At 66.4% G+C, this 15,180-nt stretch carries 1 protein-coding gene (only partly in view); it reads left to right on the forward strand.

The genetic code is table 11. The features are described 5' to 3' along the window. A protein-coding gene (locus AU188_RS03075; RefSeq protein WP_286137271.1) for a non-ribosomal peptide synthase/polyketide synthase crosses the window boundary here: on the forward strand, positions 1–15,180 show its 5' portion. 12,219 nt of this gene lie beyond the right edge of the window; the window shows 15,180 of its 27,399 coding nt (coding positions 1–15,180); it begins with the start codon at positions 1–3; the stop codon falls past the right edge of the window.

The raw sequence follows: 15,180 nt of genomic DNA on the forward strand, positions 1-15,180 counted from the left end.
ATAGAACTCGATGCCGGGGTACATCCGCTCACGCGTGAGCAGCTAGGTATTTGGCTTGCGCAGGAAACGGGTGACTCCGGCACGGAATGGCAGCTCGGCCTATTGGTGAAAATCGGGGGGGCCGTAGAGCGTGATGCCCTTGAGTGGGCGATTCGCCGAGTGGTGGCGGAGGCTGAGCCAGTCAGGGCCTCATTTTTCGAGATTGATGGCCAGGTATTTCAACGCGCGGTCGAATACCCGGATGTCGAGTTGGCCTTCTATGACGTCAGCGGCTCGGACAACCCGGCTGAGGAAGCCCGCGGGATGGCATTATCGATCCAACACGCGCCAATGCCGTTCGATGGCCCGCTGTTCAAATTTGCACTATTCAAGACGCGAATCGATGAATTCTACTTGTTCGGGTGCGGCCATCACATAGTCGTAGACGGATCCGGTATCGGCCTGATTGGCCAGCGGATCGCATCTGTCTACTCCGCGGTTGTTTCTGGCGCGCCGATCCCGGATTCCTTTTTCGGCTCGTTGCAAGACCTGGTTGACTGCGAGTCCGAATACGAAGCGTCAGAGGATTACCTCGAAGACCAGGCCTATTGGACTGAAAACCTGCCGCCGGCAAGCGGACGAGATCTGCCGTTGCCCCAAAACGGTGCTGCGCGTGATCGCTATCAGCACTCTGAGTCCGTTCAATTGGACCCCGCGATCCTTCGCCGAGTTGAAGATTTGTCCCGCGTGTGGCGCGTGCCTCGGTCATCGGTGATCACCGCGGCGTGCGCTCTTTTGGTACGGGGATGGTGCGCTGAGGGGTCAGAGGTGGTACTCGACTTCCCGGTCAGCAAGCGGGTGAGTCCGGAGTCGAAGACCCTGCCCGGGATGCTTTCCGGGGTTGTGCCGCTGGCGTTGCGGATTTCGCCGGAATCTACGGTTGCCGGCTTCTGCGAACATGTGGATGCGCGGATCCGGGAAGCGCTGCAGCATCAAAGGTTCCCGGTGCAAGCCCTCGAGCGCAAAGTTGGTCTCCGCGGGCCAGGGCAGCAATCGGACAGGGTGAGCGTCAACTTCCTCCCGTCCACGATTGCTCTGCCCTTCGGCGGTATTCCGGCGACAGCCTCGTTGACCAACCCCGGCCTGGTTGGAAGCTTCGGGCTGATCTTCTCCAGCGCCGGTGAAGAGCTGTTTCTCAGCACAATGGGCGACGGTCAGCCGTTCTCGAGTTTTGACGTCTCCGATTTGGCGAATCGGTTGCAGCGTGTGCTCGTGGCGATGACCTCGGATCCGACACGACGGTTGTCGTCGATCGATTTGCTCGATGAGGGCGAGCACGCCGAGTTGGATGGGTGGGGTAGTCGAGCGGTCTTGACCACGGCCACGCCGACGGTGTCAATTCCTACCTTGTTCGCCGCGCAGGTGGCGCGGACCCCGCAGGCGGTGGCGCTCAGTTGCGGCGGGCGGTCGTGGACCTACCGCGAGCTTGATGAGGCAGCTAACCGGTTGGCGCACTTGCTGGTTGGTCACGGCGCGGGCCCGGGACAGTGTGTGGCGCTGCTGTTGCCGCGTTCGGCCGAGGCGATCGTGTCGATCTTGGCGGTCTTGAAATCTGGCGCGGCGTACGTGCCGATCGACCCGTCGTTGCCGGCGGCGCGGATCCGGTTCATGGTGGCTGATGCCGCGGTGATCGCCGCGATCACCACCACCGGGCTGGCCGATCGGCTGGACGGGCAAGCGGTGGCGGTCATCGATGTCGAGGACCCCGTGGTCGACGGTCAGCCCAGCACCGCATTGGCGGCGCCGGCTGCCGAGGACATCGCCTACGTCATCTACACCTCGGGTACGACCGGTGTGCCCAAGGGGGTGGCGGTCGCCCATCGCAACGTGACCCAGTTGATGGAAGCACTGCCCGCCGAACTCGCGCCGAAACAGGTCTGGTCACAATGGCATTCGTTGTCCTTTGACGTGTCGGTGTTCGAGATCTTCGGTGCCCTGTTGCATGGTGGGCGGCTGGTCGTCGTGCCCGACGACGTGGCTGGCTCACCCGATGAGCTGCACACCTTGCTGATCGCCGAGCACGTCAGTGTGTTGAATGAAACCCCGTCGGCGGCCGGGATGCTCTCACCGCAGGGGTTGGAGTCGACGGCGTTGGTGGTGGCCGGCGAGGCCTGCCCGCCCGATCTGGTGGATCGTTGGGCGACGCCGGGGCGGGTGATGATCAACGCCTACGGCCCGACCGAGGCCACGGTCTACGCGGCGATCAGCGCGCCGCTGACACCAGGATCGGGGATAGTGCCGATTGGCTCGCCGGTGTCCGGGGCGGCGTTGTTCGTGTTGGATGCGGGGTTGCGTCGGGTACCGGCCGGTGTGGTCGGCGAGTTGTATGTGGCCGGTCGTGGGGTGGCGAGCGGCTATGTGCGTCGGTCCGGACTGACCGCTTCGCGGTTTGTGGCCTGCCCGTTCGGTGCGTCCGGGGGGCGGATGTATCGCACCGGGGACCTGGTCTCCTGGGGTGCTGACGGGCAGTTGCGGTATTTGGGCCGCGCCGATGAGCAGGTCAAGATCCGCGGGTATCGCATCGAGCTGGGCGAAGTGCAGGTGGCCCTGGCCGGATGCGATGGGGTTGAGCAGGCGGTGGTGATCGCCCGCGAGGACCGCCCCGGCGACAAGCGTCTGGTGGGTTACGTGACCGGCGTTGCGGATCCGGCCGGAGTGCGCGCCGCGCTGGCGGAGCGGTTACCGGGCTACATGGTGCCGGCGGCGGTCGTCGTGATCGATGCGTTGCCATTGACGGTCAACGGCAAACTCGACAAACGCGCCTTGCCGCCACCTGAGTACCAGGATGTCGATCGGTATCGCGCCCCGGCCACCCCCACCGAGGAGATCCTCGCCGGGATTTATGCCCGGGTGCTGGGGCTGGAGCGGGTCGGCGTCGATGACTCGTTCTTCGACTTGGGCGGCGATTCGCTTTTGGCGATGCGTGTGGTCGCCGCGGTCAACGCCGGCCTGGATGCCGGTCTCGAGGTGCGCACCGTGTTCGAGGCGCCCACGGTGGCCGAGTTGGCACCCCGCATCGGTGGGCACGCCGGCGCGCTGGAGCCGTTGGCGGCCGGTGATGAGCCGGCGGCGGTGCCGTTGTCGTTTGCGCAGCAGCGGTTGTGGTTCATCGACAAGTTGCATGGACCTTCACCGGTCTCCAACGTGGCGGTCGCGTTGCGGATGTGTGGGCGCCTTGACAGCGAAGCGTTGCGCCGAGCGCTGACCGACGTGGTTGGCCGCCACGAAAGTCTGCGCACGCGGTTCCCAGTGCACGAGGGAATCCCCCAGCAGCTGGTCGTCCCCGTGGAACGGGCCGACTTCGGCTGGCAGATAGTTGAAACCATCGGGTGGTCCGCAGGCCGGCTCGCTGAGGCCATCGACGCCGCGGCGCACCGTCCCATTGACCTGGCAGCTGAGATCCCGTTACGTGCAAGGCTTTTCCGCGTCACCGAGGACGAACACGTGCTGGTGGCAGTGGTCCACCGCATCGCTGCCGATGACTGGTCGATCACTCCACTATTGGCTGATCTGGGGGTGGCCTACGCCAGGCGGTGTGCCGGGCAGGCCCCTGATTGGGAGTCGTTGACGAACCAGTACGTCGACTACGCAGTGTGGCAGCGCGTGCAGTTCGGGGATCTCGATGATCCTCAGAGTGCTGGCCTCGCGCAGTTGGCCTACTGGGAGAGCGCCCTGGCTGGGATGCCTGAACGCCTGCAACTGCCCACCGATCGGCCCTACCCGCCGGTGGCCGATCATTGCGGCGCCACGGTTGCGGTGGAGTGGCCCGCCGAGATGCAGCAGCGGCTTGCTCGGGTCGCTCGTGACCACAATGCGACCAGTCTCGCGGTCGTGCAGGCTGCTCTTGCCGCGGTGTTGTCTCAGCTCAGCGCCAGCAGCTCCGTAGCGATGGGCCTCCCGGTCGACGGTCGGCTCGACCCTGCGCTCGAAGAGTTGGTGGGTCCTCTCGGCAACACATTGGTGCTGCGGGTCGATCTGACCCCGGATGCCACGTTCGCCGAACTGCTGGCCCAGGTGCGCGAGCGCACTTTGGCCGCGTACGAACACCAAGATGTGCCCTTCGAGCTTCTCGTTGAGCGGGTGAAGCCAACTCGAAGCCTGGCCCGTCATCCGTTGGTCCAAGTGTTGCTCGCCTGGCAGGACAATCAGCCTGCGAAGCTGACTTTGGGCGATCTACAGGTCACGCAGCTACCGGTGGACAGCCGCACTGCCCGAATGGATTTGGCGTTCTCACTTGGCGAACGCTGGACCGAGACCGGTGAACCGGCGGGGATTCGGGGGGAGGTCGAGTTCCGCACCGATGTGTTCGATGCCGCCAGCATCGAGTCGCTGGTCGAGCGGTTGGAGCGGGTGTTGGTCGCGGTCACTGCCGACCCCACCCGGCGGCTCTCGTCGGTCTACCTGCTCGGTGCGCGTGAGCACGCTCGGCTGGATGAATGCGGCAATCGCGCGGTACTGGCCGAAGCCGCACCCGCTTCGGTGTCGCTTCCGGCGTTGTTCGCCGCGCAGGTGGCGCGCACACCGGACGCGGTCGCGGCGACCTTCGATGGCCGATCGATCACATACCGCGAACTCGACGAGGCCGCCAACCGATTGGCGCACCTGTTGGCCGCTCACGGCGCGGGCGCCGGACAATGCGTGGCGCTGCTCTTTTCCCGGTCGCTCGAAGCGATCGTGTCGATATTGGCAGTACTCAAAACCGGGGCTGCGTACCTGCCGATTGACCCGGCGTTGCCGGCGGCCCGGATCAGCTTCATGCTCTCCGAAGCCGCGCCGGTTGCCGCAGTCACCACTGCCGGGCTCGCGGACCGGCTGGACGGGCACGGCCTGCCGGTCATTGACGTCGACGACCCGCGCGTCGCGAGCCATCCCGCCGAGGCGTTGCCGATGCCGACTGCAGACGACATCGCATACCTCGTCTACACCGCAGGCACCAGCGGCATCCCGCGGGGGGTGGCGGTCACTCACCGCGGCGTGACGCGTCTGCTGGAGACGTTGCCCGTCGACCTGCCCGCGGCCGGGGTTTGGTCGCAGTGCCACTCGTTGGCCTCGGACTCTTCGGTTTGGGAGATCTTCGGTGCGCTGTTGCACGGTGGGCGGCTGCTGGTGGTTCCCGAGGACGTGACGGCCTCGCCAGTGGACTTCCACGACCTGTTGGTTGCGGAACGGGTCAGTGTCTTGACCCAGAGTCCTTCCGCCGCAGCGATGTTGCCGACTACCGGGCTGGAGTCGACGGCGTTGGTCGTGACCGGTGAAGCCTGCACGGCGCAACTGGTGGACCGCTGGGCGGCCGGGCGGGTGATGATCAACGCCTACGGCGCGGCCGAGACTGCGATGTCTGCGGCGATCAGCGCGCCGTTGACCGGAGGCGGCCCGGGGGTCCCGCCGATCGGTTCGCCGGCGCCTGGGGCGGCGTTGTTTGTGCTGGACCGGTGGTTGCGTCCGGTACCGGCAGGCGTGGCCGGGGAGTTGTATGTGGCCGGGCTCGGGCTGGCCTACGGTTACGTGGGCCAAGGCCCCTTGACCGCGTCACGGTTCGTCGCCTGCCCGTTCGGTGGTGCGGGGACACCCGGAACACGCATGTATCGCACCGGGGATCTGGTGCGGTGGGGCTCCGACGGGCAGCTGCGCTACGTCGGGCCGGCTGATGAGCAGGTCGAATTCCGCGGCTCTCGCATCGAACTGGCTGAGATCGAGTCAGTTCTGGCGGCCCATCCCCGCGTTGCGCATGCGGTCGTCACCAACCACACAGCCACAGCTGAGGGCGTCAGCGACAACCTGTTGAACGGCTACGTCGTCCTGGATCAGGAGATGACGCTCGCCCGGGAGTCGGATCGAGAAGCGCAGCTGGTCGAGCAATGGCACGGCGTGTACGAAGGCCTGTATTCGGGGTCGACGTCCGCAGCGGACACCCCAACTGCTTTGGGAGCGGATTTCGCGGGCTGGAACAGCAGCTACACCGGTATGCCGATCCCCCTGGACGAGATGCGCGAATGGCAGGCGGCTGCCGTGGAACGCATCCAGCGGTTGGGTCCTGGGCGGGTGTTGGAGATCGGGGTGGGTTCCGGGCTCCTGCTCGCGCACCTGGCTCCGATGTCCGACGAGTACTGGGCCACAGACTTTTCCGCGCCGGCGATCCAGACACTGCAGGACGCGGTGGCGACGCAGCCGTGGAGTGATCGAGTGCGGCTGCGCGTGCAGCCTGCGCATGTGGCGGACGGGTTGCCGGAGGGGCACTTCGATGTGGTCGTGCTCAACTCGGTGGTCCAGTACTTCCCGAGCGCGGGATATCTGCTTGATGTGCTGGCAGTTGCGATGCGATTGCTGGCGCCGGGCGGATCGTTGTTCATCGGCGACGTGCGGAACCTGTCCTTGCAAAGCGCGCTCACCACTGGGGTCTTGTGCGCCGACAGCAGCGGTGACGAGGCCACCGCCGGGGTAGTGCGTGAGCGTGTGCGCCGGGAGATGCATGCGGAGCAGGAACTGTTGCTGGCGCCGGAGTTCTTTGCGGCCCTGCCGCAACAGCTTCCCGACATCGCCGCAGTGGATGTGCAGCTCAAGCAGATGCGAGCGGTCAACGAACTAGCTGGTTACCGATACGACGTGGTGCTAGGTAAGGCACCCCTGGCGGTGCGGTCCCTCGCGCACCTACCGGCCGAACCGTGGCGACGATTCCAGAGCCTCACGAGGCTGGGCGAGTATCTGCAGTCCCAGCGGCTGCCGGAGGTGCGCATCACCGGGGTGCCTCACCATGGGATATGGCCCGATGTAGCGCTGGCAGAGGCGCTCTCGCAGTCCGACGATCGAATGACAATCGGCGAATTGCGTACCGACACGGCTGCCCCGCCCGATGCAGTCCTGCCGTACCAGTGCCATCTGCTCGGACAACAGCTCGGGTACACCACAGCGGTGACGTGGTCGCCGACCGCCGGCCACGTGGACGTCATCTACACCCACGCCGCCGAAACGGCCAGTGAGAACCCACCCGCAGCGCTGTCGGATCTGTACGCGCCCGCCGCACGGGTGGATTCCCTCGCCGGATACGCCAATGACCCGTCGGCAGTCGAACGGGTGGCCGAGCTGCGCCGCTTTGTGGCCAGCAGGTTGCCCGCATTCATGGTGCCCGCCGCGATCACGGTGGTGGATTCACTGCCGTTGACGGTCGACGGCAAGCTCGATCGGCAGGCGCTGCCCGCTCCGGAAGTCTTCGGTGAAGTCGCATACCGGGCTCCGCGTGATCGGTGGGAAAGGGTGTTGGCCGCGCTGTTCAGCGAGGTGGTCGGAGAGGCCGTAGTCGGCATCGATGACGGATTCTTCGAGCTGGGCGGGCATTCGCTGTCGGGGTTGCGACTGATGGCGCGGATCCGGACCGAACTGGGTGTCGAGGTGCCGATCCGAGCGCTGTTCGAGGCCCCCACCGTGGCCGCGTTGGCCGAATGGATGAGGACCCATACCGCGGCATTGGTGGGTGCGGGGCTGACAGTGCGGCAGCGGCCGGCGGCGGTGCCGTTGTCGTATGCGCAGAGCCGGTTGTGGTTCATCGATCAATTCGATGGGCGCTCACCGAATTACAACATGGCGGTGGCCTTGCGGCTGCGCGGCCGATTGGATGCCGAGGCGCTGGGTGCGGCGTTGAGCGACGTGGTGGGCCGTCACGAAAGCCTGCGCACCGTTTTCCGGGCGGTCGAGGGGATACCCCAACAGTTCGTGATTCCGGCTGAGCGAGCGACGTTCGGGTGGGACATCGTTGATGCCACCACATGGTCGGCCGGTCAGCTGCATGCGGGCATCGAGGAGGCGGTCGGCTACAGCTTCGACCTGGCGTCTGAGATCCCGCTGCGCGCAAGACTTTTCCGCGTTGCCGATGACGAGTGTGTGTTGGTGGCGGTGGTGCACCATATCGCTGCTGACGGGTGGTCGCTGGGTGTGTTGGCCGCCGATGTGGGCGTGGCGTATGCCGCGCGCTGTGCGGGGCGGATGCCGGGCTGGGCGCCGTTGCCGGTGCAGTACGTCGATTACACGCTGTGGCAGCGGGAGCAGCTCGGTGAGTTGGCGGATCCCGACAGCGCGATCGCTGCGGAGCTGAGGTTTTGGGAACAGGCCCTGGCTGGGATGCCAGAGCGGTTGCAACTGCCGACTGATCGGCCTTATCCGGCCGTGGCGGATTACCGCGGCGCCAAGGTTGCGGTGAATTGGTCGGCCGAGTTGCAGCAGCGGGTTGCTCGGGTGGCTCGTGAGCATGACGCGACCCCTTTCATGGTGGTGCAGGCCGCCCTGGTTGCGTTGCTGTCGAAGATCAGCGCCAGTGCCGACGTGGCTATCGGCTTCCCGGTGGCCGGGCGCGGAGATCCTGCGCTGGACGAGTTGGTGGGATTCTTCGTCAACACGGTGGTGCTGCGCGTTGAGCTGGCTGGGGATCTCACTGTCGGCGAGCTGCTCACCGAGGTGCAACGTCGCAGCCTGGTCGCCTATCAGCATCAAGACGTCCCGTTCGAGTTGCTGGTGGAGCGGCTCAACCCGTCTCGAAGCCTCACTCACCATCCGCTGGTGCAAGTGTTGTTGGCCTGGCAGAACAACGTCGCCGACCCCATATCTGGACTGACCATGGGGGAGGTGCAGGTCGAGCAGATGCCGGTGGACACCCACACCGCCCGGATGGATCTGACGTTCTTCCTTGGGGAACGGTGGACTGAGGCCGGTGAGCTGGCCGGGATCGGTGGAGAAGTGGAGTTCCGCACCGACGTCTTCGATGCGGCCAGCATCGAGGCGTTGATCGAGCGGCTGGAGCGGGTGCTGGTGGCGGTCACCGACGATCCGGCCCGGCGGCTGTCGTCGGTGAATCTGCTCGATGACGGTGACCACGCTCGGTTGGATGAGATCGGTAATCGGGCGGTGTTGACCGGGCCGGCGGCCGCCCCGGTTTCAATTCCGGTGCTGTTCGCCGCGCAGGTGGCCCGCGCGCCGGAGGCGCAGGCACTGACCTTCAACGGCAGCGGCATGACGTATCGGGAGCTGGACGCTGCGGCGAACCGGTTGGCGCACCTGTTGGCCGGCCACGGGGTGGGCCCGGGCCAGCGCGTGGCATTGCTGTTCTCACGCTCCGCCGAGGCGATCGTGGCGATGTTGGCGGTGCTCAAGACCGGCGCGGCGTATGTGCCGATCGACCCGGCGCATCCCGACGCGCGCATCGAATTCATGATCTCCGATGCCGCGCCGACGGTCGTGATCACCACGTCGGGCATGCGGTCCCGATTGGACGGGCATGACCTGCTGATCATCGCCACCGACGACCCGTCCATTGACGATCAACCCAGCACCGCCTTGCCGGCGCCGACCCCCGACGACATCGCCTACCTCATCTACACGTCCGGCACTACCGGCGTCCCGAAGGGGGTGGCGATCACACACCACAACGTGACGCAACTGATCGCGTCGCTGGATCCCGATTTGGTGGGACCCAAGCAGGTGTGGTCGCAGTGGCACTCTTATAGCTTCGACATTTCGGGTTGGGAGATTTACAGCGCGCTGCTCCATGGTGGGCGCCTGGTGGTGGTGCCCGAAGACGTGGCGGCCTCACCCGACGACTTCCACGCGTTACTGGTCGCCGAGGGTGTCAGTGTCTTGTGCCAAACCCCGTCTGCGGTGGCTGCACTCTCTCCTGAAGGGTTGGAGTCGGTGGCGTTGCTGGTGGGCGGTGAGGCCTGCCCCGCCGAGCTGGTGGATCGCTGGGCGCCGGGGCGGGTGATGATCAACGAATACGGCCCGACCGAAGCCACGATGTGGGTGACCTTGAGTGCGCCGCTGGCGGCCGGGTCGACGGTGGTGCCGATCGGCTCGCCGGTGGCCGGGGCCGCGTTGTTTGTGCTCGACGGCTGGTTACGTCCGGTGCCCGCCGGAGTCGTCGGCGAGCTGTACGTGGCCGGCGCCGCGGTCGGCTGCGGGTACTGGCAGCGTGCCCCGTTGACGGCCTCGCGATTTGTGGCGTGCCCGTTCGCTGCCGCCGGGGAGCGGATGTACCGCACCGGCGATCTGGTGCGGTGGGGCACCGACGGGCAGCTGCAGTATCTGGGCCGCGCCGACGAGCAGGTCAAGATTCGCGGGCACCGCATCGAACCCGGTGAAGTCCAGTCGGTGTTGGCCAGATGTGAGGGCGTCGACCACGCAGCAGTCATCGTCCGTGAGGACCGTCCCGGCGACAAGCGGCTGGTGGGTTATGTGACCGGCACCGCCGACCCGGTCGCAGTTCGCGCGGCGCTCGCGGAGCGGCTGCCGGCTTATCTGGTGCCCGCCGCGGTGGTGTTGATCGACGCGCTGCCGTTGACACCCAACGGCAAACTGGACAAGCGCGCGCTGCCGGCACCGGAGTACCAGGACGACGAGGAATACCGCGCCGCCACCACCCCCACCGAGGAGATCTTGGCCGGGATCTTCGCCAAGGTGCTTGGGCTGGAGCGGGTCGGGATCGATGATTCGTTCTTCGACCTCGGCGGCGACTCGCTGTTGGCGATGCGTGTGATCGCCGCGGTGAACACCGGCTTGGATTGCCGGCTGACGGTGCGCACCCTGTTCGAGGCTCCCACGGTGGCCCGGTTGGCGCCCCGTGTCGGTGCCGAGCCGGGTGGGCTTGAGCCCTTGGTGGCCGTGGAACGGCCCGCGGCGGTGCCGTTGTCATATGCGCAGAGCCGGTTGTGGTTCATCGATCAATTCGATGGGCCCTCACCGGATTACAACATGGCTGTCGCGTTGCGGCTGTGCGGACCGTTGCACGTCGAGGCGTTGCGCCAAGCGCTCGCCGATGTGGTGAGCCGTCATGAGAGCCTGCGCACGGTGTTCTCGGCGGTGGAGGGGATACCACAGCAGCTGGTGATCCCGGCCGAGTCGGCGCAGTTCGGTTGGGAAGTCGTCGACGCTACCGAGTCGTCGGCGGATGAGGTGCACGCAGCCATTGCGGAGGCGGTCCGCTACAGCTTTGACTTGGCGTCCGAGATCCCGTTGAGGGCAAAGCTTTTGGGTGTTGACGAGGACGAGCACGTACTGGTCGTCGCGCTGCACCATATCGCCGCCGACGGCTGGTCGCTCGACGTGCTGGCCACCGATGTGGGTCTGGCATATACCGCTCGGGCTGCGGAGCGGGCGCCGGACTGGGCGCCGTTGCCGGTGCAGTATGTCGACTACACGCTGTGGCAGCGTGAACAGCTCGGCGAATTGACAGACCCCGACAGCCTGATCGCCTCCGAGTTGGAGTTTTGGGAGCAAGCTCTGGCTGGGATGCCCGAGCGCTTGCCGCTGCCCACCGATCGGCCTTATCCGCAGGTGGCCGATTCACGCGGTGCCAGTGTGACGGTGGACTGGCCGGCCGATCTGCAGCAACGGGTGCGCGAGTTGGCCGGTGAGCACAACGCCACCAGCTTCATGGTGATCCAGGCTGCAGCCGCGTTGCTGCTATCGCAGGTCAGCGCCAGCAGCGACGTCGCCATCGGTTTCCCGGTCGCCGGGCGTCGCGACCCCTTGCTGGATGAGCTTGTCGGGTTGTTCGTCAACACGCTGGTGTTGCGGGTCGACCTGGGTGGGAATCCCACTGTCGCCGAGCTGCTGGCGCAGGTGCGGCAGCGCAGCCTGGCCGCCTACGAGCACCAAGACGTGCCCTTCGAGGTGCTGGTGGAGCGGCTGAATCCCACTCGAAGCCTGAGTCACCACCCATTGGTCCAGGTGTTGTTGGCTTGGCAGAACTTCCAAGGACAGCACAGCGGCCCTGCCGCCGGGATGCTCTTGGGGGACCTGGAGGTGACGCAGCTGCCGCTGGACACCGACACCGCCCGCATGGACATGACGTTCTTCCTCGGGGAACGCTGGACTGAGGCCGGCGAGCCCGCCGGGATCCACGGAAAGGTGGAGTTCCGCACCGACATTTTCGACGCGGCCAGCATCGAAGCGCTGATGGAGCGGCTGCGGTTGGTGTTGATGGCGATGACCGCCGACTCTGCACGCAGGCTCTCGTCGGTGGAGCTGCTCGATGAGACCGAGCACGCCCGGCTGGATGGGTGGGGCAAGCGGGCGGTCTTGGCCCAGGCTGTGGACGAGGTATCGATTCCGGCGGCGTTCGCTGAGCAGGTGGCGCGTACCCCGCAGGCGGTGGCGCTGACCTTTGGAGTACGTTCGTGGACGTTTCGCGAGCTCGACGAGGCATCGAATCGACTGGCGCACTTTCTGATTGAACACGGTGCGGCGCCGGGGCAGTGTGTAGCGCTGCTGTTGCCGCGCTCGGCCGAAGCGATCGTGTCGATACTGGCGGTGCTGAAAACCGGTGCGGCGTATGTGCCGATCGATCCGGCGTCGCCGGTGGCTCGCATCGGGTTCATATTGGCTGACGCCGCGGCGATCGCTGCAATCACCACCACCGGGCTGGCTGATCGGCTGGACGGACAAGGCTTGACGGTCCTCGATGTCGACGACCCCGCTGTAGAGAGCCAACCGAGTAGCGCTTTGGCAGGGCCGGCCCCGGATGACATCGCCTACCTCATCTACACGTCGGGCACTACGGGTGTGCCCAAAGGGGTGGCGGTCGCACACCGCAGTGTGACCCAGCTTGTGGAGTCAGTGCCCGCCGAGGTTGCACCGGGACAGGTGTGGTCGCAATGGCATTCACTGTCCTTCGACGTCTCGGTGTGGGAAATCTTCGGGGCTCTACTGCATGGTGGGCGATTGGTGGTGGCATCCGAAGACGTCGCCGCTTCACCGAACGAGTTGCACGCCTTGTTGGTTGCTGAACGGGTCGGCGTCTTGTGTCAGACCCCGTCGGCGGCGGGGATGCTATCGCCGCAGGGGCTGGAGTCGACGGTGCTGATGGTCGCCGGCGAGGCGTGCCCGACCGACCTGGTGGATCGGTGGGCGGCGGGACGGGTGATGATCAACGCCTACGGCCCGACCGAAGCCACGGTGTATGCCGCGATGAGTACACCGCTGACACCGGGTTCGGATGTGGCGCCGATCGGGTCACCGGTATCCGGGGCGGCGCTGTTCGTCCTGGACAGATGGTTGCGGCCGGTGCCGGCGGGCGTCGTCGGCGAGTTGTACGTGGCCGGACGCGGGGTGGCGTGCGGGTATGTGCGCCGGTCCGGCTTGACGGCGTCGCGGTTTGTGGCGTGTCCGTTCGGTGATGCCGAGGCAGCCGGAACCCGTATGTATCGCACCGGGGATCTGGTGCGCTGGGGCGTTGACGGGCAGCTGCAATATTTGGGCCGCACCGATGAGCAGGTCAAGATCCGCGGGTATCGCATCGAGCTCGGCGAGGTCCAGGCCGCGCTGGCCGCCCTCGACGGGGTGGAGCAGGCGGTGGCGGTCGCCCGGGAGGACCGTCCCGGCGACAAGCGGCTGGTCGGTTATGTGACCGGGACCGCCGACCCGTCCACGGCGCGCACGAAACTTGCCGAGCGGTTGCCGGCCTACATGGTCCCCGCCGCGGTGGTGGTCATCGACGCGCTGCCGTTGACGCCCAACGGCAAGCTCGACAAGCGCGCCCTTCCGGCACCGGAGTACCAGGACGTCGATCGGTATCGCGCCCCGGCCACCCCCACCGAGGAGATATTGGCCGGTATCTATGCCCAAGTTCTCGGGATCGAACTGGTCGGGGCCGATGACTCGTTCTTCGATTTGGGTGGGGACTCACTGTCGGCGATGCGGGTGATCGCCGCGATCAACACCGGGCTGGGTACCCACCTTGCGGTTCGCACCCTGTTCGAGGCGCCCACGGTGGCCCAGTTGGCGCCCCGTATCGGTTCCGACGGGGGTGGCCTCGAGCCGTTGGTGGCGATGGAGCGGCCGGCGGTGGTGCCGTTGTCGTTTGCCCAGCACCGGCTGTGGTTCATCGACCAGTTGCAGGGGCCCTCACCGATCTACAACATGTCGGTTGCGTTGCAGCTGAGCGGACTGCCGGATGTCGAGGCGTTGGGACAAGCGTTGGTCGATGTGGTGGGCCGCCATGAGAGCCTGCGCACCCTGTTCCCGGCCGTCGACGGGACCCCTCAACAGCTGGTGGTGCCGGCCGAGTCGGCGCAGTTCCAGTGGGAGGTCGTCGACGCTACCGGATGGTCGGCGGTCCAGCTTCACGATGCCATCGGCGCCGCGGTGCGTGAGCCGTTTGATCTGGCGAGCGAGATCCCTTTGCGGGCAAGGCTTTTCCGCATCGCCGATGACCAGCATGTGTTGGTGGCGGCGGTGCACCATATCGCCGCCGACGGCTGGTCGATCATCCCACTGGTGCGTGACCTGGCGGTGGCCTACGCCAGCCGGCGCGCGGGGCAGGCCCCCGGTTGGGCGCCGTTGGCGGTGCAGTATGTCGATTACACGTTGTGGCAGCGTGCGCAGCTGGGTGAACTGGCCGATAGCGACAGCCGCATCGCTGCGCAGCTGGCCTACTGGGAACAGGCCTTGGCCGGCGTGCCCGAGCGACTGCAGCTGCCCACCGATCGGCCCTATCCGCCGGTTGCTGATTATCGGGGCGCGAAGGTTGCGGTGGACTGGCCGGCCGAGTTGCAGCAGCAGATCGCTGCGGTGGCCCGTGAGCACAATGCGACCAGCTTCATGGTGATGCAGGCCGCCCTCGCGGTCCTGCTGGCCAAGCTCAGCGCCAGCACCGATGTGGCCATCGGGTTCCCGATCGCCGGGCGGCGCGATCCCGCCCTGGATGAGCTTGTCGGGTTCTTCGTCAACACCCTGGTGTTGCGGATCGATGTCGCAGGGGACCCCAGTAGCGCCGAGCTGCTGGCACAGGTGCGAGGGCGGAGTCTGGCCGCCTACGAGCACCAAGACGTGCCCTTCGAGGTGTTGGTGGAACGGCTGAACCCGACGCGAAGCCTGACCCATCACCCCCTGGTCCAGGTGATGTTGGCCTGGCAGAACAACGACCTGGCTGCCGAGCTGACCTTGGACGATCTTCAGGTCACGCCGCTGCCGTCCGACACCCGCACAGCGCGCATGGATTTGACGTTCGCCCTCGGCGAGCGCTGGAACCAGGCCGGTGAGCCTGCCGGGATCGCCGGCGAAGTGGAGTTCCGCACCGACGTATTCGATCCGGCCAGCATCGAGGCGCTGATCGGGAGGTGGCGGCGGGTGTTGGTGGCCATGACCGCGGACCCGACACGG

Origin of the sequence: Mycobacterium sp. IS-3022 (assembly GCF_001500065.1) — a bacterium.
In the GTDB taxonomy this organism is placed as follows: Bacteria; Actinomycetota; Actinomycetes; order Mycobacteriales; family Mycobacteriaceae; genus Mycobacterium.